Source organism: Rhodococcus sp. NPDC003318 (assembly GCF_042879035.1).
Classification (GTDB): Bacteria; Actinomycetota; Actinomycetes; order Mycobacteriales; family Mycobacteriaceae; genus Rhodococcus_G.
Genome location: NZ_JBIAOU010000017.1, coordinates 42,719 through 65,814, shown reverse-complemented (window position 1 = coordinate 65,814; position 23,096 = coordinate 42,719). Strand labels below are relative to the sequence as shown.

The 23,096-nt window shown below is 69.1% G+C and carries 20 protein-coding genes and 3 tRNA genes; 11 read left to right on the top strand and 12 right to left on the bottom strand.

What is annotated here, in order from left to right; genetic code table 11:
• Window positions 1-25: 25 nt before the first annotated feature.
• From gyrA to ACFYVR_RS21615, 4 genes are all read left to right on the top strand, one after another.
• Window positions 26-2,539: a DNA gyrase subunit A gene (gyrA, locus tag ACFYVR_RS21630; RefSeq protein ID WP_387476978.1), complete on the top strand. Its 2,514-nt coding sequence runs from the start codon at window positions 26-28 to the stop codon at window positions 2,537-2,539.
• Complete coding sequence (locus ACFYVR_RS21625; protein WP_387476976.1) at window positions 2,540-3,844, top strand: DUF3566 domain-containing protein; 1,305 nt, start codon at window positions 2,540-2,542, stop codon at window positions 3,842-3,844.
• 123 nt (window positions 3,845-3,967) lie between these two features.
• Window positions 3,968-4,041: transfer RNA gene (locus ACFYVR_RS21620), tRNA-Ile, on the top strand.
• 142 nt (window positions 4,042-4,183) lie between these two features.
• Window positions 4,184-4,256, top strand: a tRNA-Ala gene (locus ACFYVR_RS21615).
• A gap of 273 nt (window positions 4,257-4,529) precedes the next feature.
• Here ACFYVR_RS21615 and ACFYVR_RS21610 read toward each other — a convergent pair.
• On the bottom strand, window positions 4,530-4,988 hold the full coding sequence (locus ACFYVR_RS21610) for a hypothetical protein (RefSeq protein WP_387476974.1): 459 nt from the start codon (window positions 4,986-4,988) through the stop codon (window positions 4,530-4,532).
• Between the two features lie 16 nt (window positions 4,989-5,004).
• Between ACFYVR_RS21610 and ACFYVR_RS21605 the strand changes: the two genes are divergently transcribed.
• Entirely contained in the window at window positions 5,005-5,565 is a 561-nt protein-coding gene (locus ACFYVR_RS21605) for a peptidylprolyl isomerase (protein WP_387476972.1), read from the top strand.
• 12 nt (window positions 5,566-5,577) lie between these two features.
• A complete protein-coding gene (locus ACFYVR_RS21600) occupies window positions 5,578-6,534 on the top strand; it encodes a rhomboid family intramembrane serine protease (protein ID WP_387476970.1) in 957 nt (318 codons plus the stop codon).
• Window positions 6,535-6,614: 80 nt separating this feature from the next.
• Here ACFYVR_RS21600 and ACFYVR_RS21595 read toward each other — a convergent pair whose 3' ends face one another.
• On the bottom strand, window positions 6,615-7,079 hold the full coding sequence (locus ACFYVR_RS21595; protein WP_387476968.1) for a PH domain-containing protein: 465 nt from the start codon (window positions 7,077-7,079) through the stop codon (window positions 6,615-6,617).
• Between the two features lie 91 nt (window positions 7,080-7,170).
• The gene (crgA, locus tag ACFYVR_RS21590; RefSeq protein WP_387476966.1) at window positions 7,171-7,434 is read right to left on the bottom strand and encodes a cell division protein CrgA; all 264 of its coding nucleotides are present in this window, start codon (window positions 7,432-7,434) and stop codon (window positions 7,171-7,173) included.
• Between the two features lie 204 nt (window positions 7,435-7,638).
• On the opposite strand from crgA, the gene ACFYVR_RS21585 reads away from it, so the two are divergent.
• Window positions 7,639-8,373, top strand: a complete 735-nt coding sequence (locus tag ACFYVR_RS21585) for a DUF881 domain-containing protein (RefSeq protein WP_387476964.1) — start codon at window positions 7,639-7,641, stop codon at window positions 8,371-8,373.
• 13 nt (window positions 8,374-8,386) lie between these two features.
• Complete coding sequence (locus ACFYVR_RS21580; protein ID WP_387476962.1) at window positions 8,387-9,046, top strand: aminodeoxychorismate/anthranilate synthase component II; 660 nt, start codon at window positions 8,387-8,389, stop codon at window positions 9,044-9,046.
• A 154-nt stretch (window positions 9,047-9,200) separates the two neighbouring features.
• Here the strand turns inward: ACFYVR_RS21580 and pknB are convergent, their stop codons facing one another.
• From pknB to ACFYVR_RS21545, 7 genes are all read right to left on the bottom strand, one after another.
• Window positions 9,201-11,135 carry a Stk1 family PASTA domain-containing Ser/Thr kinase gene (gene pknB / locus ACFYVR_RS21575; protein WP_387476961.1) on the bottom strand — a complete coding sequence of 645 codons (1,935 nt, stop codon included), beginning with the start codon at window positions 11,133-11,135 and terminating at the stop codon, window positions 9,201-9,203.
• Window positions 11,132-12,478, bottom strand: a complete 1,347-nt coding sequence (locus tag ACFYVR_RS21570; protein ID WP_387476959.1) for a serine/threonine-protein kinase — start codon at window positions 12,476-12,478, stop codon at window positions 11,132-11,134. The genes pknB and ACFYVR_RS21570 overlap by 4 nt, the downstream gene beginning before the upstream one ends.
• Window positions 12,475-13,971 (bottom strand): peptidoglycan D,D-transpeptidase FtsI family protein, encoded by a 1,497-nt coding sequence (locus ACFYVR_RS21565; RefSeq protein WP_387476957.1) that lies wholly within the window; start codon window positions 13,969-13,971, stop codon window positions 12,475-12,477. The genes ACFYVR_RS21570 and ACFYVR_RS21565 overlap by 4 nt, the downstream gene beginning before the upstream one ends.
• The gene (locus tag ACFYVR_RS21560; protein WP_387476955.1) at window positions 13,968-15,422 is read right to left on the bottom strand and encodes an FtsW/RodA/SpoVE family cell cycle protein; all 1,455 of its coding nucleotides are present in this window, start codon (window positions 15,420-15,422) and stop codon (window positions 13,968-13,970) included. The genes ACFYVR_RS21565 and ACFYVR_RS21560 overlap by 4 nt, the downstream gene beginning before the upstream one ends.
• Window positions 15,422-16,849 carry a PP2C family protein-serine/threonine phosphatase gene (locus ACFYVR_RS21555; protein WP_387476954.1) on the bottom strand — a complete coding sequence of 476 codons (1,428 nt, stop codon included), beginning with the start codon at window positions 16,847-16,849 and terminating at the stop codon, window positions 15,422-15,424. Before ACFYVR_RS21555 ends, ACFYVR_RS21560 begins: the two co-directional genes overlap by 1 nt.
• Complete coding sequence (locus ACFYVR_RS21550; protein ID WP_387476952.1) at window positions 16,846-17,310, bottom strand: FHA domain-containing protein; 465 nt, start codon at window positions 17,308-17,310, stop codon at window positions 16,846-16,848. The genes ACFYVR_RS21555 and ACFYVR_RS21550 overlap by 4 nt, the downstream gene beginning before the upstream one ends.
• 184 nt (window positions 17,311-17,494) lie before the next feature.
• Window positions 17,495-18,778 carry an FhaA domain-containing protein gene (locus ACFYVR_RS21545; RefSeq protein WP_387476950.1) on the bottom strand — a complete coding sequence of 428 codons (1,284 nt, stop codon included), beginning with the start codon at window positions 18,776-18,778 and terminating at the stop codon, window positions 17,495-17,497.
• Between the two features lie 159 nt (window positions 18,779-18,937).
• Between ACFYVR_RS21545 and ACFYVR_RS21540 the strand changes: the two genes are divergently transcribed.
• Both ACFYVR_RS21540 and ACFYVR_RS21535 read left to right on the top strand, forming a co-directional pair.
• Window positions 18,938-19,023 (top strand) — tRNA-Leu (locus ACFYVR_RS21540).
• A 184-nt stretch (window positions 19,024-19,207) separates the two neighbouring features.
• A complete protein-coding gene (locus ACFYVR_RS21535; protein WP_387476948.1) occupies window positions 19,208-19,849 on the top strand; it encodes a dihydrofolate reductase family protein in 642 nt (213 codons plus the stop codon).
• Between the two features lie 143 nt (window positions 19,850-19,992).
• Here ACFYVR_RS21535 and ACFYVR_RS21530 read toward each other — a convergent pair whose 3' ends face one another.
• A complete protein-coding gene (locus ACFYVR_RS21530) occupies window positions 19,993-20,607 on the bottom strand; it encodes a DUF2510 domain-containing protein (RefSeq protein ID WP_387476946.1) in 615 nt (204 codons plus the stop codon).
• A gap of 318 nt (window positions 20,608-20,925) precedes the next feature.
• Between ACFYVR_RS21530 and ACFYVR_RS21525 the strand changes: the two genes are divergently transcribed.
• Window positions 20,926-21,348 carry a VOC family protein gene (locus tag ACFYVR_RS21525; RefSeq protein ID WP_387476945.1) on the top strand — a complete coding sequence of 141 codons (423 nt, stop codon included), beginning with the start codon at window positions 20,926-20,928 and terminating at the stop codon, window positions 21,346-21,348.
• Between the two features lie 73 nt (window positions 21,349-21,421).
• Here the strand turns inward: ACFYVR_RS21525 and ACFYVR_RS21520 are convergent, their stop codons facing one another.
• Window positions 21,422-22,603: an FAD-binding protein gene (locus ACFYVR_RS21520; RefSeq protein ID WP_387476943.1), complete on the bottom strand. Its 1,182-nt coding sequence runs from the start codon at window positions 22,601-22,603 to the stop codon at window positions 21,422-21,424.
• Window positions 22,604-23,096 lie beyond the last annotated feature (493 nt).

Genomic DNA, 23,096 nt, shown 5'->3' with positions numbered 1-23,096 from the left:
GCGAAGCTGAGAAGAAGAGGAGCCGATGACTGACACCACGTTGCCGCCGGAGGAACCGGGGCACGACCGCGTCGAGCCGGTGGACATCCAGCAGGAGATGCAGTCCAGCTACATCGACTACGCGATGAGCGTGATCGTGGGCCGCGCACTCCCGGACGTGCGTGACGGTCTCAAGCCCGTGCACCGCCGCGTGCTCTACGCGATGTACGACAACGGCTACCGTCCGGACCGCGGCTACGTGAAGTCGGCACGTCCCGTCGCCGACACGATGGGTAACTACCACCCGCACGGCGACGCCTCGATCTACGACACGCTGGTGCGAATGGCGCAGCCGTGGTCGCTGCGGTACCCGCTCGTCGACGGTCAGGGCAACTTCGGTTCCCGCGGCAACGACGGCGCCGCCGCCATGCGGTACACCGAGTGCCGCCTGACGCCGCTCGCGATGGAGATGCTGCGGGAGATCGACCACGACACAGTCGATTTCACGCCGAACTACGACGGCAAGACGATGGAGCCGACGGTTCTGCCGAGCCGTGTCCCCAACCTGCTGATCAACGGTTCCAACGGCATCGCCGTCGGTATGGCCACCAACATCCCGCCGCACAACCTGCGCGAGGTGGCCGAGGCGATCTACTGGGCGCTCGACAACCACGAGGCCGACGAGGAGTCCACCCTCGAGGCCGTCATGGAGCGGGTCAAGGGTCCCGACTTCCCGACGTCCGGCCTGATCGTCGGCGGCCAGGGCATCTCGGACGCCTACCGCACCGGTCGCGGCTCGGTCCGCATGCGCGGCGTCGTCGAGATCGAGGAGAACGCCAAGGGCCAGACCACGATCGTCATCACCGAGCTGCCGTACCAGGTCAACACCGACAACTTCATCAACGCGATCGCCGAGCAGGTCAAGGACGCGAAGATCGCCGGGATCTCCGACGTCCACGACGAGTCCTCGGACCGTGCCGGCCTGCGCATCGTCGTCACCGTCAAGCGGGACGCGGTCGCGAAGGTCGTGCTGAACAACCTCTACAAGCACACGCAGCTGCAGACCACCTTCGGCTGCAACATGCTCTCGATCGTCGACGGGGTGCCGCGCACGCTGCGCCTCGACCAGATGATCCGGCTGTACGTCACCCACCAGCTCGAGGTCATCGTCCGGCGTACCAAGTACCTGCTGCGCAAGGCCGAGGAGCGGGCCCACATCCTGCGTGGTCTGGTCAAGGCCCTCGACGCGCTCGACGAGGTCATCGCCCTGATCCGGGCGTCGCAGACCGTCGACATCGCCCGCGCCGGCCTGATCGAGCTGCTCACCGTCGACGAGATCCAGGCGGACGCGATCCTCGCGATGCAGCTGCGTCGCCTCGCCGCCCTCGAGCGGCAGAAGATCATCGACGAACTCGCCGAGATCGAACGCGAGATCGCCGACTACCAGGACATCCTCGCCCGGCCGGAGCGGCAGCGCGCGATCGTGCGCGACGAGCTGAAGGAGATCGTCGACAAGCACGGCGACGACCGCCGCACCCGCATCATCGCGGCCGACGGTGACGTCGCCGACGAGGACCTGATCGCCCGCGAGGACGTGGTCGTCACGATCACCGAGACCGGCTACGCCAAGCGCACCAAGACCGACCTGTACCGGTCGCAGAAGCGCGGCGGCAAGGGCGTCAAGGGTGCCGAACTCAAGCAGGACGACCTGGTCCGGCACTTCTTCGTCAGCTCGACGCACGACTGGCTGCTGTTCTTCACCACCAAGGGCCGCGTCTACCGGGCGAAGGCGTACGAACTGCCCGAGGCCGGTCGCACCGCCCGCGGTCAGCACGTCGCGAACCTGCTCGCGTTCCAGCCCGACGAGCGGATCCAGGGCGTGATCCGGCTGCAGAGCTACGAGGACGCGCCGTACCTCGTCCTGGCCACCCGCAACGGTCTGGTCAAGAAGTCCAAGCTCGCCGACTTCGACTCCAACCGCTCCGGCGGCATCGTCGCGATCAACCTGCGCGGCGAGGACGAGCTGGTCGGCGCGGTGCTGTGCTCCGCCGAGGACGACCTGCTGCTGGTCTCCGAGCAGGGCCAGTCGATCCGGTTCTCCGCCACCGACGAGGCGCTGCGGCCGATGGGTCGCGCCACCTCCGGCGTGCAGGGGATGCGGTTCAACGGCGAGGACGCGCTGCTGTCGCTCAACGTCGTCAAGGAGGGCACGTACCTGCTGGTCGCGACGTCCGGTGGCTACTCGAAGCGCACGCCGATGGAGGACTACCCGGTTCAGGGTCGCGGCGGCAAGGGCGTGCTGACCATCCAGTACGACCCCAAGCGTGGCACCCTGGTCGGGGCGCTCATCGTCGACGACGACGACGAGCTCTACGCCATCACGTCCGGCGGGGGCGTGATCCGTACCGCGGCCAAGCAGGTCCGCAAGGCCGGCCGTCAGACGAAGGGTGTGCGGTTGATGAACCTCGGGGACGGGGACACGTTGCTCGCGATCGCGCGCAACGCCGACGAACCCGAAGAGTCCGAGACCGCCGCGACCGACGCAGCGAAGGAGTCGTAAGTGAGCACTCCCCACCAGCCCGGCAGCGACCGGCCGGCCCCGACCGGTCCGGCCGCGTCGGCGTCGGGACCGGCCGGACAGCGGCCCGCACGGAACGGTGCCGCAGCCTCCGGGCCGGCGAAGGCGAACGGGTCCGCGGCGCAGGCGGCTCCTCCCTCCGGCGCGCAGGCCGAGCGCAACGCGCCGGCCGGTGACCGGGCTCGGCCCACCCAGCAACTGCCGACCGTCGCCGCGCCCGCGTCGCCGAACCCGATGTCGGGCAAACCCGCCGAATCGGGTGCCCCCGCACCGAAGCCGGCGACCGCCGACAACGCGGCCAAGCCCGCCGCTGCCGTCGGCTCGGGAGCACCGACCGCGGGAGCTCCGACGAACGGCGTCACCGCGAAAACCGATGCGGTGCGAACACCTCCGGCTGCGGCCAAGCCAGCCACCGGTGCCGCCGGCCAGCACGCGGGACACGGGCCCGCGACCCAGGCGAACGGGCGAGCCGTTCCGCCGGCCGCGGCACCACGGTCGGGTCAGTCGAGCCCGGGTGCGACGTCGCGTCCGGGTGCGCAGACACCGCCGTGGCAGCGGGGCACCCAGAGCGGCGCGCCCCACGGTGGTGCGCCCCAGGCAGGTGGTCAGGGCCGGCCCGCTCCCGCACATCCGCAGCAGGTCCCGGCTCCCGCCGCGGTGACGAAGCCCGTGGTGACCGGCACGGCCGCTCCCGCAGCTGTCCCGGGCCGTCGTCCGGCCCCGGAACCCGCTCGGGCGGCGCAGAAGCAGGCCACCCAGGCCAAGGCAGCGGTGATCGACGGGCCGACCCGGCACATCGACCGGGAGGACCTCGCGAAGGATCTGCCCGACCTGTCCGAGGTCAGGCATCCGACCCCGCCCGCTGCTCCCGAGGGCGGCGCACCGGCAAAGAAGCCGTCGGTGATCGTCGCCGCGACGACGCCGGTCGGCGACCCGCTGCGGGCATCGGTGCAGATCCGCAAGATCGACCCGTGGTCGACGCTCAAGGTCGCGCTGGTGCTGTCGGTCGCGATGTTCTTCGTGTGGATGTTCGCCGTCGGGTTCCTGTACCTCGTCCTCGACGGCATGGGCGTGTGGGACCGGCTGAACAACGCGTTCACCGACATCGTGTCCGAGTCCTCGGACAGCGGACTCGTCACCGCGGGCCAGGTGTTCGGGTACTCGGCGTTGATCGGTGGCATCAACATCATCCTGTTCACCGCCCTCGCGACCGTCGGTGCGTTCATCTACAACCTCTGCACCGACCTCGTCGGCGGTGTCGAGGTGACGCTCGCGGATCGGGACTGACCGCCCTCGCGGGCGTCCCTGACCTGGTCTTTCGATGCCCCACCGACCCGATTTTGGCGGGCGAGGGTCGGTGGGGTAGTGTCATGCCTCGGTTCGAGAGAGAAAATCTCTGGTGCCGATCACGGGCCTATAGCTCAGGCGGTTAGAGCGCTTCCCTGATAAGGAAGAGGTCGGAGGTTCAAGTCCTCCTAGGCCCACTCCCCGTGCCGACGAAGGGTTCGAGCATGAAGATTCTGCTGCTGGCGTTGTCCGTGGTGGCGGTGGTCTTCGGTTTGACCAAGTTGCGGTCGCACCGCAGCGAGGACGTCTGGCACGAGGTCACCAGCCGCTGACGCGGACGGGGCCTTAGCTCAGTTGGTAGAGCGCTGCCTTTGCAAGGCAGATGTCAGGAGTTCGAATCTCCTAGGCTCCACAACGAAGTGTGCATGGCGGAGCCACCCTCTCGGATGTCGAGAGAGTGGCTCTTTCTCTTGTGCCGGGCGTTCCGGCGACGCCGTCGACCCGCCGGCCACCGGAGGATCCGGTGGGGTCCGTCACCTGTGGAATTGTGGGTAAACCTGTGTAGCAACGCGTCCGGTCACCTCGGGTTCACGGCTCGATCACACGATGTTCCGCGGACCGCGCGCTTCACGAAACGGGCCCGACACCGCAGTGGTGTCGGGCCCGTTCCACGTGAAACCGGGACCTACCGGCCCGAGAGTGCCTGCCCGTCGGATTCGACGTCGCGCAGGCTCGGGGGCTGATCCGAGACCGGGGCGGGCTCGCCGCGCCGACTCCACCAGAACACGACGCCACCGATCACGGCGGCACCGAGGGCACCGAAGATCGCCGCGCGACGCAGGCGGCGTCCACGCCTGCGCGGTGCGATCCCGGCGATCTCGGCTATTTCGGCGATCTCGACCTCGGTCAGCTCCGCGAGCCGCCGCTGCCGGGTGAGCGCCACCTTCGCGAGCGCGAGTGCCTGGCCGACGAGATAGCCGACAGCCGTCGCCCCGCCCTTGGCGAGGGTGCCGCTGCCCTGTACCAGACCCAGCGCAGCAGCAGTCGCAACCCGCGCGGCAGTACCGGACGAGTCCGTCGGAGCGGCCGGTAGGGAGTCGAGTTCGACTGGTTCAGGGACAGTGGTCTGCTCGGCTCGCGTCATATGTCCACTGTCGCACATGTCCGCAGCGAGTGAATGGCACGATGGAGGGGTGAGCACACCGAATCAGACCGCAACCGCAACGCTGCACACCAACCGCGGCGACATCAAGATCGCCCTGTTCGGCAACCATGCGCCGAAGACGGTCGCCAACTTCGTCGGCCTCGCCGACGGGTCGGCCGACTACACCACCCAGAACGCCAAGGGTGAGGCGTCCGGACCCTTCTACGACGGCGCCGTCTTCCACCGCGTCATCTCCGGGTTCATGATCCAGGGCGGCGACCCGACCGGCACCGGACGCGGCGGCCCGGGCTACCAGTTCGCCGACGAGTTCCACCCCGAGCTCCAGTTCGACCGCTCCTACCTGCTGGCGATGGCGAACGCCGGCCCGGGCACCAACGGCTCGCAGTTCTTCATCACCGTCGGCGCAACCCCGCACCTGAACCGTCGCCACACCATCTTCGGTGAGGTCGTCGACGCGGACTCGAAGAAGGTCGTCGACGCCATCGCGACCACCCCGGTCGACCGCGCGGACCGTCCGGTCGAGCCCGTCGTGATCAACAGCATCACCATCTCCTGATCGGCTGACAACATGACCAACCCCGGTTGGGGCGGTGCACCCGGAGAGGGAACCCCGCCCCAACCGCGGTGCGTGCGGCACCCGGACCGGCCCACCGGTCTGTCCTGCACGCGCTGCGGACGTCCCGCCTGCCCCGACTGCCTGCGCCCGGCCTCGGTCGGTCAGCACTGCGTCGACTGCGTCGCCGAGGGCAACCGCCACACCGCGACCGTGCGCACGGTCGCCGGCGCTCCGGTCCGGACCGGTGTGCCCGCGCCGATCGTCACCTACGTCCTGATGGGGATCAACGTCGTCGTCTTCCTGGTGACGGCGCTGCAGGCGAAGTCGGTGATGGACAACGGCCGCGGGTTCGTCAACCAGTTCACGGGCACCGCGGTCTTCGACTCGACCCTGTTCGGTCGCTGGGTGCTCTCGCCGGTGGACGTGGCCACCGGCGACTGGATGCGTCTGCTCGGCAGCGGATTCCTGCACTTCGGCCTCCTGCACCTGGCCGTCAACATGTTCGCGCTGTACATCCTCGGCCGCGACACCGAGGTGATCCTCGGCCGGGCGCGGTACGTCGCGGTGTACCTGATCTCGCTGCTCGGCGGGTCCGCGTCCGTGATGGCGTTCGAGGTCGCGGGCTTCACCGCGGGCGCGTCCGGTGCCATCTTCGGCATCATGGGTGCCCAGGCGGTGATCCTGCTGAAGCTGCGGCGCAGTCCGGCGCCGATCATCGCCGTGATCGCGATCAACGTGATCATCAGCCTCACGCTGCCCGGCATCTCGTTCTTCGGCCACCTCGGCGGACTCGTCGCCGGTGCGGCCGCGACCGCGGCACTGCTGTACGCACCGCAGTGGTTCGGTGCCGGCCAGAACCGTGACCGGGCCGTCCGGATCGGCTGGATCGGGCTCGGCGTGGTCGCGGTGGTGACGGCCGGCCTGATCGGCCTGAGGGTCGCGCAGCTGCGCAGCGAATACGGCCTCTGAGCGATCCGATCCACCCCACCCATCCCCGGCTGAAGGCCACCTTCGTGCTGCCCAGGCGCATGAAGGTGGCCTTCAGCCGGTCAGGGGGTGGTGGGTCGGCGGTCGGGCGGGACGAGTCCGCGCGAGTTCAGCGACTCGAACACCGTCGTCGGGTCGGTACCGAGGTCCCAGCGGCCGAAGATGAGCAGGGTGTCGTCGTCGGATCCGGGCGGTCGGACGTCGATCTCGAGCATCGGCACCCGGCGCCCGAATCGTGGATAGCGCACGATCCGGACCCGGCTCAGCTCGGTCCGGTCGACGTCGAGTCGGCCGCGCAGTCGTTGCACGGTGATGCCCCGGTTGTCGTCGCGGATCGCCAGGCGCGGACGCTGCCGCAACCCGAGCGCGGTCACGACGAGCAGCCCGAGCGCGGCCAGCCCGATCAGGAACCGCCCCGCGGGATCGGCCGGGAGCAGGATCGCGACCAGTGCCATCGCGAGACCGCCCGCGCCCGTGGCGGCGAGCGCCGCGGTCGGGGTTGCCCACTGTGTGGACTGGTTATGCACATGTACTCCCGAGGTTATCCACAGCTGTTATCCACACTGGGGATGAATGACACAGGTGTAATTGACCGGGGAGCCGCGGGGAACCCGCAGGTCAACGCCACCGCATCGTCATGACCAGGCCCGCGACCATGAATCCGAAGCCGATCAGGAAGTTGTACGCCCCCAGGTTGTTGATGAAATCGATCTGGTCGGCGGCGAGGTAGTACACGATCAGCCACGCGAGCCCGATCAGCATCAGCCCCAGCATCACCGACACGTACAGTGCGCTGGACGGACCGGCCTTCACCTTGACGGGAGTGCGGTTCGCGGGGTTGATGGTGTAGTCCGTCTTCTTCCGGACCTTCGACTTCGGCATGACGACCTCGGCTGATGTGACAGGGCAGGGTGGCCCTGTGGATGTACGGTGTGCCACCGCGGTCGGCATCGTCACCGACGCCGACCAGGTAGATTCGAGCCTACGGTAGCGGCATCCGCGCCGGTCCGGCACCGATCCGTCGGCCCGCACCGAACGCAGGCGGCACCGCACCGAACGCACCGTGACGCCGGGGGGAGGACCACGATGGCCGACCGCGTCCGCCGGTCCAGGATCTGGCTGGTGTGCGTGCCGATCGTCTGCCTGGTCGCGGGGCTGCTGTTCGCGACCACGCGCGAGGTGTCGGCAGGCAACGAACTGCGCCGCGGCGACACCACCCGCCTGTCCGACCTGGTGCGTGCCGCCCAGTCCGACCTCGACCGCGCCACCGTCGACCGGGACGGTCTCGTCGCCCGGCTCGACACCCTGCAGTCCGACGCCGCGAACTCCGACTCCGGGGTCGCGACGGTACTCGAGCAGGTGCGCTCCCTCGAGGCGGAAGCCGGGTTGTCCGAGGTCAGCGGTCCGGGGGTCACGGTCACCCTGACCGACGCCAGCCGCGACTCCGACGGCAACTATCCCGCCGGTGCTCGGCCCGACGACCTCGTCGTGCACCAGCAGGACGTCCAGTCCGTGCTCAACGCGTTCTGGGTCGGCGGGGCGACCGCGGTCGGAATGCAGGACCAGCGCATCGTCGCGACGTCGGCACCGCGGTGCATCGGCAACACCCTGTTGCTGCACGGACGCACCTACAGCCCGCCGTACGTGATGACCGCCCTCGGTGATCCGGCCCGGCTCACCGCCGCGCTCGACGCCGAACCGGGGGTGCGGCTGTTCAAGCAGTACGCCGTCCGTTACGGACTCGGGTACAACCAGACCACCTCGGAGTCGCTGACGGTGCCCGGCTACGACGGGCAGATGCGCACCAAGTTCGCGCGCTGATTATCCTGGCGCAATGCGCATCCTCGTCGTCGACAACTACGACAGCTTCGTCTTCAACCTGGTCCAGTACCTGGGTCAGCTCGGCACGACGGCGACGGTGTGGCGCAACGACGACCCACGGCTCGACGATCGAGCCGCCGTCGCGCGGGACTTCGACGGCATCCTGCTCAGCCCCGGCCCCGGCACCCCGCAGCGTGCCGGCGCCAGCATGGACCTGGTGGCGGCGTGTGCGCAGACGCGGACTCCGCTGCTCGGCGTGTGCCTCGGACATCAGTCGATCGGCGCCGCGTTCGGCGCGACCGTCGACCGCGCGCCCGAACTGCTGCACGGCAAGACCAGCCTGGTCACCCACGACGGGACGGGTGTGCTCGCCGGCCTGCCCGACCCGTTCACCGCGACCCGCTACCACTCGCTGACCGTGCTGCCGGAGACGATGCCGGACGTCCTCGTCCCGACGGCCCACACCGACACCGGCATCGTGATGGCGTTGCGGCATCGGGACCTGCCGATCCACGGCGTCCAGTTCCATCCGGAGTCGGTGCTCACGCAGGGCGGGCACCGGATGCTCGCGAACTGGCTCGAGGTGTGCGGTGAGCGGCCGGCCGAGGCGCTGATCGAGGCCCTCGAGTCGGAGGTCGCCCGCGCACTCGGCGACGCCCTCACCCACCCCTGACGGGTCGGAACAAGCACTCACCCGACTCGGGCGGCCCCACCCACGCCGGCTGAAGGGCACCGTCGTCCGGTTGAACCGCACGAAGGACACCTTCAGCCCGCGGGGGTGGGGCGACGGTGCCCTCCCGCCGATCGCAGATCAGCGGGTCAGCGGGTCAGCGACCGCCGGACGGGATACCGAGTTGGCCGATGCCGACGGTGATGGTCGCGGTCTTCGACACCTCGGAGCCGGGCGGCTGCGCCTGGGACACGACCTTGCCGACCTGATCGGTCTCGAGGGTCGCCTGGGGCCGCTGCACGAGCTGGCTCGACGACCCCGTCCAGCCGGCGCGACGCAGCGAGTCCAGGGCCTGCGACACCGTCTGGTTGCTCAGGTCCGGCATCTGGATCATGTTGCCGTTCGACACCTGCAGGGTGACGGTGCTGCCACGGGCCGCGGTGCTGCCGCCGGTCGGGTCCGTGGACACCACCTGCCCCTTCGGACGGCCGGAGTCGACGTTCACCACCTCGACCTTGAAGCCGGCGCCCTCGACGTTCGGCTGCGCGACCTCGAGTGTCTGCCCGACCACGTTCGGGATCCGGACCTGTTCGGGTCCGCTGCCGAGGGTGATCTGCACGGTGCCACTCACCTCGACCTGGGCTCCGGCGGTCGGTTCCTGGGCGGTGACCTTGTCGAGTTGCTCGGGCGTGGACGGGGCCCGGTCGACCGTCGGGTCGAGGGCGAGGCCGACCGCGCTGAGGGCCTGCGCCGCCTGCGACTGGGTCATCCCGGTCAGTTTCGGCACGTCGACCAGTTCCGGTCCGGTCGACACGTCGAGGGTGACCGTGGTGCCCTCGTCGGCGCGGGTGCCGGCGACGGGGATGGTCGAGATGACGTTGCCGTCGGCGACGACGTTGCTCGACTTCGGCTGGGTCTGCACCCGGAACCCGAGGTTCTGCAGTTCGTTCTGCGCGGCCTGCGACGCCTGGTTGGTGACGTCGGGGATGGTGACCTGCTCGGCCTTCGCCCCCGGGCCGAGGGACCACAGGAAGGCGCCGACGATACCGATGACCGCCAGCGCGGCGATCGCGATCAGCACGATCCGCATCGCCTTGCGCGATCCCTGGTCGGGGTCGGGCTGCTGCGACGCGCCCGCCACCGCTCCGGCGGGCACCGGGGTCGGGGTGGCCGCGTAGCGCCCGGAGTTGTCGACGGCACCGAGGATCGTGGTGCGGTCCTCGTCGTTCATCACCATCGGCGCCGACGGACGCTGCCCGCCGAGCACCCGCACCAGGTCGCTGCGCATCTCGGCGGCGCTCTGGTAGCGGTTCGCCGGGTTCTTGCTCATCGCCTTGAGGATCACCGAGTCCAGCTCGCGCGGAATGTCGGCGTTCACCGTCGACGGCAGCGCCGGATCCTCGCGGACGTGCTGGTACGCGACCGCGACCGGCGAATCGCCCTTGAACGGCGGTTCCCCCGCGAGGATCTCGAACAGCACGCAGCCGAGTGAGTACACGTCCGAGCGGGCGTCCACCTGCTCGCCGCGAGCCTGCTCGGGCGACAGGTACTGCGCGGTGCCGATCACGGCGGCCGTCTGCGTCATCGGGCTGGAACTGTCGGAGATCGCGCGGGCGATGCCGAAGTCCATGACCTTCACCGCGCCGGCCCGGTTGATCATGATGTTCGCGGGCTTGATGTCGCGGTGCACGATGCCGTTGCGGTGGCTGAAGTCCAGCGCGGCGCAGACGTCGGCGATGACCTCCATCGCGCGACGCGGCGCCATCGGCCCCTCGCTGCGGACGATGTCGCGCAGCGTCACCCCGTCGACGTACTCCATCACGATGTACGGCAGCGGGCCGCCGTCCGTCTCCGCCTCGCCGGTGTCGTAGACGGCGACGATCGCCGGATGGTTCAGCGCGGCCGCGTTCTGCGCCTCGCGGCGGAACCGCAGGTAGAACGTGGGATCGCGGGCCAGGTCGGCGCGCAACACCTTGATCGCGACGTCGCGGCTCAGACGAAGGTCGCGGGCCAGGTGCACCTCGGACATGCCACCGAAGCCGAGAATCTCGCCCAGCTCGTAGCGGGAGGAGAGTTTGCGCGGTGTGGTCATGGCTGTCCTTGGGTGGCCGAGGTGGTGGTCTCGCTCGGCGTCGTCGTGACGGTGGTCGTGGTGGTCGTGGGCGCAGCGGTGGTGGTGGTCGTCGTGGTCCGCTCCGTCGTGGTTGTCGGCGGCTCGGTGGTCGTGGTCCGCCGCTCGGTGGTCGTCGGCTCCGGCGTCCACTCCGTTGTGGTGGGCGGCGGGGGTGTCGTCGTCCGCCGGGTCGTGGTCGGGGCCGGTGTCGTGGTCACCGCGGCGCGGCTGGTGGTGGTCGTCGCGGGCACCGTCGGTGCGTCGTCACCACCGGACAGCAACATCCAACCGCCGATCAGCAACGCCAGCAGGATGAGCGCACCGCCGGCCCAGGCGAGGGCCTTCTGACCGCTGGTCAGGCCGGTGGGTGCCGGCGTGCCGGGGTCGGGCCCAGCATAGGCACCCGTCGACGAGGCCAGCACCTGGGTGGCCGCGGTGGGCGGCGCGGTCGCCACGGTCGGCGCACCCGACCCCGGCATCGGCGGCCGCCCCCCGGCCCGCACGACCGCGACGGCGTCGGCGAACTCGCCGCCGCTGTGGTACCGGGCGGCCGGGTCCTTCGCCATCGTGATCTCGACGAGTTCACGCACGTTCGGCGGCAGGTCGACCGGCAGCGGCGCCGGAACCTCCTGCACGTGCTTCATCGCGACGGTCAACGCGCCGTCGCCGGTGAAGGGGCGGTGGCCGGCGAGCGCCTCGTAGGCGACGACACCGAGCGAGTACACGTCGCTGGCCGGGGAGGCGTCCTGGCCTAGGGCCTGCTCCGGCGCGATGTACTGCGCGGTGCCCATCACCATGCCGGTGCGAGTGACCGGGGACGCCTCGACGGCCTTGGCGATGCCGAAGTCGGTGATCTTCACCTGGCCGGTGGGCGTGATCAGGATGTTGCCGGGCTTGACGTCGCGGTGCACGACCCCGGTCGCGTGCGCGGTCTCCAGTGCCCGCCCGGTCTGCTCGAGCATGTCGAGCGCATGCGGCAGCGACAGCCGTCCGACGCGGGCGAGGACCGCGTTGAGCGGCTCGCCGTTGACGAGTTCCATCACCAGGTAGGCGGTGTCCTGCCCGGACGCGTCGTGGGTCTCGCCGTAGTCGTAGATGCCCGCGATGCCCGGATGGTTGAGCTGGGCGGTGGTCCGGGCCTCGGTGCGGAACCGTTCGAGGAACTCCGGGTCGGTGGAGAACTCCGACTTGAGGACCTTCACGGCGACGCGGCGGTGCAGCCGGTTGTCGGTGGCCTCCCACACCTGGCCCATTCCGCCGGTGGCGATCAGGCGCAGCAGCCGATAGCGGTTCGCGATGACCGCGCCGTTGTTCAGGGTCACCGCTGGCCCTCCCGTTCGAGGGCGGCGGCGATGACGGCGCGACCGATTGGTGCGGCAACGGACCCACCGGTCGCGGCGAGGGCACGATCGCCACCGTTCTCGACGATGACGGCGATGGCCACCTGCGGGTTGTCCGCGGGCGCGAAGCCGATGTACCAGGCGTGCGGCGGCGTGTTCCGGGGGTCGGTGCCGTGTTCGGCGGTGCCGGTCTTGGACGCGATCTGCACGCCGGGGATCTTGTTGCCACCGCCGGTGTTGTTCTCCGAGCCGACCATCAGGTCGGTGAGCGTCGCCGCGACCTGCGGGGAGATGGCCTGTCCCTTCGATTCCGGAGCGGTGGTCGCCAGGTTCGACAGGTCCGGGCTCTGCAGCTGCGCCACCAGGTGCGGTTGCATCCGGACGCCGCCGTTCGCGACGGTCGCCGCGATGACGGCGTTCTCGAGCGGGGTCAATGCGACGTCGCGCTGACCGATGCTGGACTGGCCGAGCGCCGCGTCGTCGGGAATGGTGCCGATCGTTCCGTCGGCGACGGGAATCGGGATGCCGGGGGAGTCCGGGGTGATCCCGAACGCCGTGGCGCGTTCCTCGAGTGCGTCGGCGCCGGTCCGGATGCCGAGCTCGACGAATGCGGTGTTGCAGGACCGCGCGAACGCCTCACGCAGCGACGCGGTCGGGCCGGCGCCGCAGGTGGTGCCGTTGTAGTTCTCCAGCGTCGTGGTGGTGCCGGGCAGCGTGATGTTGGGGGCGGCGGTGAGCTGTTCGTTCGGGTCGGCGCCGTTCTCGAGCGCGGCCGCGGTGACGACGACCTTGAATGTCGACCCCGGCGGGTAGGTCTGCGAGATGGCGCGGTTGAGCAGCGGCTTGTCCGGGTCCGCGTTGAGCGCCTCCCACGCCTCGGTACTCACCTTGCCGTCGTGGCTGGCGAGCAGGTTGGGGTCGTAGCTGGGGGTGCTCACCATCGACAGGATCTCGCCGGTGCTGGGCCGGATCGCGACGACCGAACCGGTGTACCCCTTCGACGTCAGCTGGTCGTACGCGACCTGCTGGACGACCGGGTCGATGGTGGCGACGACGTTGCCGCCACGCGGGTCGCGACCGGATACCAGGTCGAAGAAGCGGCGACCGAACAGCCGGTTGTCGGAGCCGTTGAGGACCGCGTCCTCGCTGCGCTCGAGGCCGGTGTTGCCGTAGAGCATCGAGTAGAAGCCGGTGACCGGCGCGTTCGCGAACGGGCTCGACGGTGCCGTCGGGTTCGGCGGGTACGTGCGCAGGTACTTGTACCGGTCGTCCGTCGGGATCGACGCGGCCAGCACCTGGCCACCGGCCGAGATCTGCCCCCGCTGGCGGGAGTACTCGTCGAGCAGCACCCGGGAGTTCCGCGGATCGGTGCGCAGATCATCGGCCTTGATGACCTGCACGTACGTGGCGTTGGCGAGCAGTGCGACGACCATCACCATCACGGCGATCGCGACACGGCGCAGGGGGGTGTTCATGTGCGCCTCAACATTTCCGTCGGTGCGTCCGCGATCGGTGCGGGTCCCTTCTTCTTCGGTTCAGGTGGGGTGCGGGCGGCGTCGGAGATCCTGATCAGCAGCGCCAGCAGCAGGTAGTTCGCCAGCAGCGACGAACCGCCGTACGACATGAACGGGGTGGTCAGGCCGGTCAGCGGGATCAGTTTGGTGACGCCGCCGACCACGACGAACAGCTGGATCGCGATGGTGAACGCCAGACCGGCGGCGAGCAGTTTGCCGAAGCTGTCCCGGACCGCCAGCGCGGTCCGCAGCCCGCGGATGATCAGGATCAGGAACAGCATGAGCACGGCCGCCAGACCGATCAGGCCGAGTTCCTCACCGATCGTCGCGACGATGAAGTCGGTCTTGGCGAACGGCACCTGCGACGGGCGTCCGCTGCCCAGACCGGTGCCCGCGACTCCGCCGGTCGCGAGACCGAACAGCGACTGCGAGATCTGGTAGCCGGTGTTGTTGTAGTCGCCGAGCGGGTCGAGCCAGGTCTGCACCCGCACGCGGACGTGCCCGAACAGCTGGTAGGCGAGGACGAATCCCAGCGCGAGCAGGGCTCCGCCGATGACCAGCCAGCCGACGCGTTCGGTGGCGATGTACAGCATCACCAGCACGGTGCCGAACAGCAGCAGCGAGGTGCCCAGGTCCTTCTCCAGGACCAGCACACCGATCGAGACGACCCACGCGACGAGGATCGGCCCGAGGTCGCGGGCCCGTGGCAGGTCGAGTCCGAAGACGTGCTTGCCCGCGGTGGTGAACAGTTCGCGTTTCGACACCAGGACGGACGCGAAGAAGATGATCAGCAGGATCTTCGCGAACTCGCCGGGCTGCAGGCTGAAGAACGGGAGCTTGATCCAGATCTTCGCGCCGTTGACCTCCGACATCGACGACGGCAGCAGCGCGGGAATCACCAGCAGCACGAGCCCGGCGAGGCCGAGCGTGTAGCTGTACCGGGCGAGCAGGCGGTAGTCGCGCAGCAGCACAAGTACGGCGATGAACCCGGCGATCGCGAGCGCGGTCCACAACACCTGTTGGGTCGCGTCGGGGGAGGGGGCCTCGCGGCCGAAGTACGCCGCCGTCGCCGCGTCCGCCAGGTCGAGCCGGTGGATCAGGACCAGCCCCAGCCCGTTGAGCAGGGCGACGATCGGCAACAGCAGCGGGTCGGCGTACGGCGCGAACCGGCGGACCGCGGCGTGGGCGATCAGGAACAGCGCCGAGTACGCGAGCGCGTACTTGGCGAGGTCCCAGGTGATGGCCTGCTCCTGGCTGGCCTCGACCAGCACCAGCGACAGCGTGGTGATGGCGATGGCGGCGAGGATCAGCAGCAGTTCGGTACCGCGACGGGTGGACTGCTGGGGCGCGGGAGCGAAACCTCCCGGCGGGCTCGGGAACGATGCGCCCGAGGGAGCGGAGGACACGGACATCAGCTACCGGTCCTGCAGTTCTGCCCCGGAATCTGCGTGGGCGTCGTCGGGGACGGTGCCGCCGGTTCGGCGGTGGCCACCGGAGCGGGCAGTGCTCCCGGCACCGGTTCGGGGGTCGGGGCCGGCGCGGGTGTCGTGGTCGGTGTCGCTGTGGGCGTCTTCGTGGTCGGTTCGCACACCGGGAGCAGGTCGCCGCTGGTGAGGCGGTGCATCTGGTCCTTCGCGTCGTCGAGCGATCCCGACGGCAGTCCCGCCCGGACCTGTTCACGGGCCGACGGCTGCAGGTCGTCGACCATGAGAACAGTGCAGGACGGGTTCTCGGCGTCCGGCGATTCGAGGCTCAGTTCGCCGGTGCTGGTGACGCAGCCGACCAGGTCGACCTCCTGCAGCGAGTAACCGAGCACCGAGCCCGGGACACCCCGCAGCACGGCGACGCGGCCGTCGTCGGCGCCGACGTAGTAGTTGTGCCGGATCAGGGTCCGGCCGATCAGCAGACCCACCGCGACGGCCACGACCAGGCCCAACGAGAGCACGATCCACCGCAGCCTGTGGCTCTTCTTCGGCTCGGGTTCGGCGGCGACGACCACCCGGCGCGGGTTGGCGCGGGGCGGACGCATCGCTGCGGCGCGGCCCGCTGCGGTGTCCGGCGGTGGACTGTCGTCCTCGTCGTCGGAGGCGGCGCCCGCGACGATCGGCCGGCTCTGCCCGTAGTCGAGATCGATGACGTCGGCGACGACGACGGTCACGTTGTCGGGCCCGCCGCTGCGCAACGCCAGCTCGATCAGCCGGTCCGCCGACTCTCCGGGAGTGCCCGTCCGCAGTACCTCGGCGATGGTCTCGTCGCTGACGACGTCGGACAGGCCGTCGGAGCACAGCAGGTAGCGGTCGCCGGCGCGGGCCTCGCGGACCGTCAGCGTCGGTTCGATCTCGTTGCCGGTCAACGCCCGCATGATCAGGGACCGCTGCGGATGGGTGTGCGCCTGCTCGGCGGTGATCCGGCCCTCGTCGACGAGGGACTGGACGAAGGTGTCGTCGCGGGTGATCTGCGTGAGTGTGTCGTCGCGGAGCAGGTAGGCGCGGGAGTCGCCGATGTGGACGAGGCCGAGCTTGCTGCCCGCGAACAGGATCGCGGTCAGGGTGGTGCCCATGCCGTCGAGTTCCGGCTCCTCCTCGACCTGTTCGGCGATCGCGGCGTTGCCGTGCCGGGTGGCGGCCTCGAGCTTGCCGAGCAGGTCGTCGCCGGGTTCGTCGTCGTCGAGGTGCGCCAGCGCGGCGATCATCAACTGCGAGGCCACCTCACCGGCGGCGTGACCGCCCATGCCGTCGGCCAGGGCGAGCAGTCGGGCGCCCGCGTAGACGGAGTCCTCGTTGTTCGACCGAACGAGGCCGCGGTCGCTGCGCGCCGCGTAGCGCAGGACGAGGGTCACGGGCGGAGCTCGATCACGGTCTTGCCCACCCGGACCGGCGTCCCCAATGGCACGCGGACTGCGGTCGTGACCCGGGCCCGATCCAGGTAGGTGCCGTTCGTGGACCCGAGATCCTCCACGTACCAGTCGGTCCCGCGGGGGGAGATGCGGGCGTGCCGGGTGGAGGCGTAGTCGTCGGTGAGGACGAGGGTGGAGTCGTCGGCCCGGCCGATCAGGACCGGCTGGGTTCCGAGGGTGATGCGTGTCCCCGCCAGCGCGCCCTGTGTCACGACCAGGTTCTTGGCGACCTTCGGTTTGCCGAACGACGGCAGCACCGAGGAGCTACGGGTGTAGCGCGGAGGGACCCGGACGCCCGACGCGGCGTACACGTCGTTGCGCAGGGTACGGAGCACCGCCCAGACGAAAAGCCACAGGAGCAGCAGGAAACCGGCCCGGGTCAACTGCAGGATGAGTCCCTGCACAGCGGTCCACCTCCTCCTCGTGCGAGCGGCGTTGTGCCGACAGCGTCTTACCGCGAACCGGCTGACACCGGCCGCGCTGGGGACGCCCAACCACAATACGGAACTCCGACGGGATTCCGCTGTCGCGCCTGATGGGCTTGTCTGATCTGTGATTGTGGCGATACGCCGACGGTGGCGATTTGCCCTAGACGATCCGGACCAGGATCTCGGAGTGGCCGGCGCGGATCACGTCGCCGTCCGCGAGCTGCCAGTCCTGCACCGGCGCACCGTTGACGGTGGTGCCGTTGGTGGATCCGAGGTCCGACAGCATGGCGACCTGACCGTCCCAGCGGATCTCGATGTGGCGACGCGACACCCCGGTGTCCGGCAGCCGGAACTGGGCGTCCTGGCCGCGACCGATCACGTTGCGGCCCTCGCGCAGCTGGAAGTTGCGTCCGCTGCCGTCCTCGAGCTGCAACGTCGCGGTGAAGGTGCGGTTCGGGTCGAAGCCCGCGTACTCGCCGCCGCCGTACTGCTGTCCGTACGCCTGCTGTCCGTACGCCGGCTGCTGCCCGTACGCGGGGTACTCGCCACCCTGCGGCGGGTACTGGTAGTCGCTGCTCGGCGGGTAGGGGTTCGCGGGGTAGTCCGGGTTGGGCGGGTACGGGTTCGCGTAGTCCGCCTGCGGGTAGTCCTGGTTCGGGGGGTACGGGTTCGCGTAGTCGTCCTGCGGCGGGTAGGGGTTCGCCGGGTAGTCCGGGTTGGGCGGGTACGGGCTGGCGTACTCGGCCTGGTACTCGGCGCCCTGCGGCGGGTAGGGGTTCGCCGGGTACTCGGTGCCGTTCTGCCGGGCGGCGGCCTGCGGGTAACCGTTGCGGGGCTGCTCGTAGCCGCCGCCGGCCGCGGAGTAGCTCGGGTACGCATTGCCGTTCTGGCCTGCGTGGCTCAGCGGACGATCCTGCTGGTACCGACCCTCATCGGCCGGCTCACGGGCGGGATCGAAGCCTGAGTTCTGGGTCATGTGGCCAGCTCCTGAATTCATCGGTGCGGAGGGTCGTGCGGTCGCGGGCGGTAAGGGTACTTGCTGTCCCGACGGAGGTCGCGGCGTTGCGCCCACATCGGGGTCCACCGCTCCTCGGGTCCGGAACTGGCCGGTGTGCAGCGTCGGTGACGCCTCGAACCGAACGGAGATCGGCCCGTAGGTCTGCCACCCCTGGTCGCGGATGAAGCCTTCGAGGTGCTTGGAGAACGCCTTGACCCTCAGCTCCCGATCCCCGGCGAGTTCGGCGTGATCGGACTCGTTGATCGTGATCACGTACGAGTTCGGTGCCAGCTGGTGATCGCCGTCGAGTCGCTGCAGACCGTCGGCCGCCTCGCGCTGCAGCGCCGACTCGACCTCCTGGGGAACGACGCCGCCGCCGAAGACCCGCGCGAGACCGTCACCGACCGCGCCCTGAAGCTTGCGCTCGAACCGTTGGACGATACCCACACTGCCTCCTCTCGACTTCCCGCGTGTCGCGGTCTGGTTCGACCGCCCCTGCATGATATCCGCGATGCGAACGAACGACGCGGGCGCGGAACAAAACCCCAGCTCGAGGGGGCGAATCGTGTTTTCTGCAGGAGTCGTGCTAGTGTTTCGTCGTCGCTCGGGCGAGTGGCGGAATGGCAGACGCGCTGGCTTCAGGTGCCAGTGTCCTTCGGGACGTGGGGGTTCAAGTCCCCCTTCGCCCACCACGAGCAGTTCCACGAACTGCACAGAACGAGGTCACATACTGGAAACAGTGTGTGGCCTCGTTTTCTTTTGTGACCATCGTGGCGAGTGCCCTCGACACGCGGCACGCGCCGGTTCACCGATGAGTTGCCCGGCCACGGACAGTCTGAACCCCCGTAACGATCGGTCGAGAGTGCGGAGAAGCGAGTGACGCAGCTGCTGAGGGTTCAGAACTTCACCGTCTCCAGTGACGGCATCGGTGCCGGTGCGCACCAGAGCCTGGAGAGCCCGTTCGGGCTCGATCCCGGCGAGATGTTCGCCTGGGCCGGCGCCACGGCCAGCTGGCCGATGCGCACCGACCCCGGCGGAAGCTGCGGCCTCGACGACTACCTCACCCGGGACTACGCACGCAACATCGGCACCGAGATCATGGGCCGCAACAAGTTCGGGCCCCACCGCGGACCCTGGACGGACCTCGAATGGCGCGGATGGTGGGGGGATGAGCCTCCGTTCCGGACACCGGTGTTCGTCATGACCCACCACGAGCGTCCGTCCATCACCCTCTCCGACACCACGTTCCACTTCGTCGAGGGTGAGCCGGCCGCCGTCCTCGAGGAGGCGCGTGCGGCCGCGCAGGGGAGGGACGTCCGGCTCGGCGGCGGGGTCACCACCATCCGGGAGTTCCTCGATGCCGACCTCGTCGACACCATGCACGTCGCGGTCTCACCCGTGACGTTCGGATCCGGGCTGCGGCTCTGGGAGTCACCCGACGAGCTGCTGGACCGGTTCCACCTCGACGTCGTACCCAGCCCGAGCGGCGTCACCCACCACCTGTTCTGGCGAAAGTGACCGGCTGACGGACTGCGTGTGGTCCCTGCCGCGGTCGATCGTGCCCTGAGCGGCATGCCGACCGCGGCGGCCGGACGGATTTCGGCGACTCGATCACCGTCCGGACGACTGCGTGAAGCTGTCGTGTGAGGCGCCGCAACGCCTCAGAAGGTGTCGTTGATGGTGATCCTGTCGTATTCCGCTGGGAACTCGTCGCCACCGAAGCAGTTCAGGGAGGTTGTCTGACCGACAGGAATCTGTTCGGTCGTGCAGTCTACGAGCGCCACGACCTCGCTGCCGTTCATGAACTTGATCTCTACGATCGCACCGTCTTTGTCGTCCCGCGTATTGGTGACCTTGAGACCTTCCACCTGGGCATAACCGAGCGCGTCCTCGGTGACGGACCATCCGGGTGCGTACTGGAACCCAGACACCTCAAACGGTTGACCCTCGGTGATCGTCAGGGGATTGTCCGGGCCGCCGGGCGCGGCGTCTTCCGCGTCCGCCGTTTCGATCGCCTCGTTCACTTCATTCGCGGCGACGCCAAGGAAGGCGAAGCAGCCGCCGATCGCCAGCACGCACAACGCGACCAGTACAAGCACGACGTTGCGCAGCGTGTGCGACTTCTTCGGTGGTTGGGGTGCCGGCGGGGGTGGCCCGCCACTCTGCACACGATCGGTCCACTGGGTCCCGTCCCACCATCGCATTACGCCGGACGGGTCGGAGTAGTAGCCGGGGCCAGGTGAACCGGTGCCGCCGGGATTGGACGTGTCTGACATCGGTGAATCCTTCCGGCTCGTGGAAGCTTCGGTGTTGCTCGAACGTAGCCGTGGTGTGTGTTCGCGGGTATGGTGCCACGGTCACGATGTTGTTGCGATTCGTGAAACCGGTTCGCAAACAGTCGATTTACTCGTGAACTCGACCGAGCGGGCCGGTCACGACCCGACGGTTGCCGCAAACTGTTGTGGGTTCGGCTCCGCAGCAGTCCCTCGTCCAGCGCGAGGACACGGCCGCGTCAGTCGTCGGCGATCCTCGACCAACGGTGAGTCGGCGGTGTGGAGGCGTAGGGTTCGGACGAACCGACCAACGGAGGCATCATGTCGAACCCGGTTGTGCACTTCGAGATTCATGCGTCGGAGCCGCAGCGGCTCATCGACTTCTACTCGGAGCTGTTGGGCTGGTCGTTCCGGCAGTTCGGCGAGATGCCCTACTGGTTGATCGTCACCGGCGGTGAGGAGGCGTCACCGGGCGCTCCCGAGGTCGGGATCAACGGCGGGCTCACGCAGCGCCGGGGGCCTCGGCCGGAGCCGGGTGCACCCGTCAGCGGATCCACCGTCGTGGTTGCCGTCGAGGATGTCGACGGCACGTTCGCGCGCGGGCTCGAGTTGGGCGGTACGGAAGCGATTGCTCCCAACGACATGCCGGGCGTCGGCCGGCTCGCCTACCTGGTCGACCCCGACGGCAACGTGTTCGGGTTCCTCTCGCCGGTGCTCTCCGACGGCACGAATGCCATGGGTTGACGTCCTCGGCGCCCGGCCCCAGCCGGGTCCGGGCGCCGAGGACGGCGGCTGAGCCGCTCGAGTCGTCACCGGCTCAGATGTCGCTCCGGATCGAGACCGCGTCGGCGTGGTTGGCGGCGCGATAGGCGAAGATCGTGGAGGGTCCGATGGTGGCTCCGGCGCCGAGGTACTTGCGTCCCATGACCGATGCCGTGCAGTTGCCCGCGGCGTACAGGCCCGGGATCGGATCACCGTCGCGGTTCACGACCTGTCCGTTGGCGTCACACAGGAGGCCGCCGTTGGTTCCGAGATCGCCGGGGTAGATCTGCACGGCGTAGAAGGGGGCCTTCGCAATCGGACCCAGGCAGGGGTTCGGCTTGTGCGTGCTGTCGCCTTGGTAACGCTCGTGCGCTCCCTCGCCACGATGGAAGTCCTCGTCGACGCCGGTCACCGCGAACCCGTTGAACCGATCCACCGTCTTGACCAGGGCGGTGGCTTCGATACCGCACTGCTGTGCAAGGTCTTCGAGGGTGTCACTGCGCTTGATCACGCCGCTCGAGATCAATTCCCGCGGAAACGGGCCCGGAGGTGCGAATCCGAAGGTGTAGCGGGACCTGTGGAAGGAGTCGATGATCAGCCACGACGGAACGGCGCCGCCGCCGGCACGGTCGTGGGCGAACATCTGCTGTCCCGTTTCCTGATATGCAGCCGCCTCGTTGGTGTACCGGTTGCCGTGCGCATCGACCATGATCGACCCGGGTTTGCTTCGCTCACTGATGGTCATGGCCGGCCTGCCGTTCGGCATGAGCCACGAGGGAATCCACCAGGCCTCGTCCATCATGTCGGTGGCGGCGCCATGAGCCATCGCGATTCGGATGACCTCGCCGGTGTCTCCGGGGTTCGCGCTCGACCACTCGGGGCGGCCGGGTTGATTCGCGGAGAACTCCTCACGCATCGCCGCGTTCTGGGCGAATCCGCCCGCCGCGAGCAGCACCGCGTCACGGGTACGGACACGCATCGTCCGCCCGTCCTTCTCGATCACTGCACCGACCACCCGACCCTCCTCGACGACAAGGTCGACCAGAGCTGTGTTGATCCAGATCGGTACACCGCGATCGAGCAACGCGGACAGCAGGTGCGCGATCAATGCGGCACCGTTGGTGAGGTACTTCTTTCCCCGCAGTCGTCCCCCGAGCGCGCTCGCGCGCAGCGCTCCGGCCAGGCCGCCACCGCTCCCGACGACGAGGAAGTCGGTGGTGTAATCCCAATCGGGCATAGAGCCAATCCCTTCACCTTGTACTTCAAAGACTTTGGTAACCAGGCGAATCTCGGTTCGACCCAGGGAACATGAGCACGTCCATGCGGTCAATCGGTCATTCCGGCCACCGGAATGGCAGAATGGCCCGCCCGACGGTGAACCCCGTCGGCCTGCGTTGTCCCCGCGGCTCCACGTCGACACCGACGCGAATCCGACTGTGCACGTGGATGATCCGAACGAGCCGACCCCCGGTTCCGGGTACGCGGGCCGGCGCGGCAACTGCGGGAGCCGCCCGACGAGTGCTCGACCGCGTCCAACGGAGCTCGTTCCGGGCCCGAGTGGTTGCCGCCGCTCCGGCGGGTCGGTGGACACGTCGGGCGCGCGGTCGGCATCGGCCGGCGCCGACCGCTCGGTGAGAGGCGCGCAGTGCGACCCGGGTACGGACGGGGTGGGTGAAAGTCCGCCGACCGTCGCGCCGCGGTACGCCAGTCGAGGTGGCAGTGACGCTCAC

Excerpts from the sequence above, each read along its gene's own strand:
- ACFYVR_RS21525 (WP_387476945.1), top strand. The coding sequence starts at position 20,926 with ATGTCGAACCCGGTTGTGCACTTCGAGATTCATGCGTCGGAGCCGCAG.
- ACFYVR_RS21565 (WP_387476957.1), bottom strand. The coding sequence starts at position 13,971 with ATGAACACCCCCCTGCGCCGTGTCGCGATCGCCGTGATGGTGATGGTC.
- ACFYVR_RS21580 (WP_387476962.1), top strand. The coding sequence starts at position 8,387 with ATGCGCATCCTCGTCGTCGACAACTACGACAGCTTCGTCTTCAACCTG.
- crgA (WP_387476966.1), bottom strand. The coding sequence starts at position 7,434 with ATGCCGAAGTCGAAGGTCCGGAAGAAGACGGACTACACCATCAACCCC.
- ACFYVR_RS21605 (WP_387476972.1), top strand. The coding sequence starts at position 5,005 with ATGTCCGCAGCGAGTGAATGGCACGATGGAGGGGTGAGCACACCGAAT.
- ACFYVR_RS21520 (WP_387476943.1), bottom strand. The coding sequence starts at position 22,603 with ATGCCCGATTGGGATTACACCACCGACTTCCTCGTCGTCGGGAGCGGT.
- ACFYVR_RS21610 (WP_387476974.1), bottom strand. The coding sequence starts at position 4,988 with ATGACGCGAGCCGAGCAGACCACTGTCCCTGAACCAGTCGAACTCGAC.
- pknB (WP_387476961.1), bottom strand. The coding sequence starts at position 11,135 with ATGACCACACCGCGCAAACTCTCCTCCCGCTACGAGCTGGGCGAGATT.
- ACFYVR_RS21530 (WP_387476946.1), bottom strand. The coding sequence starts at position 20,607 with ATGTCAGACACGTCCAATCCCGGCGGCACCGGTTCACCTGGCCCCGGC.
- ACFYVR_RS21585 (WP_387476964.1), top strand. The coding sequence starts at position 7,639 with ATGGCCGACCGCGTCCGCCGGTCCAGGATCTGGCTGGTGTGCGTGCCG.
- ACFYVR_RS21600 (WP_387476970.1), top strand. The coding sequence starts at position 5,578 with ATGACCAACCCCGGTTGGGGCGGTGCACCCGGAGAGGGAACCCCGCCC.
- gyrA (WP_387476978.1), top strand. The coding sequence starts at position 26 with ATGACTGACACCACGTTGCCGCCGGAGGAACCGGGGCACGACCGCGTC.
- ACFYVR_RS21560 (WP_387476955.1), bottom strand. The coding sequence starts at position 15,422 with ATGTCCGTGTCCTCCGCTCCCTCGGGCGCATCGTTCCCGAGCCCGCCG.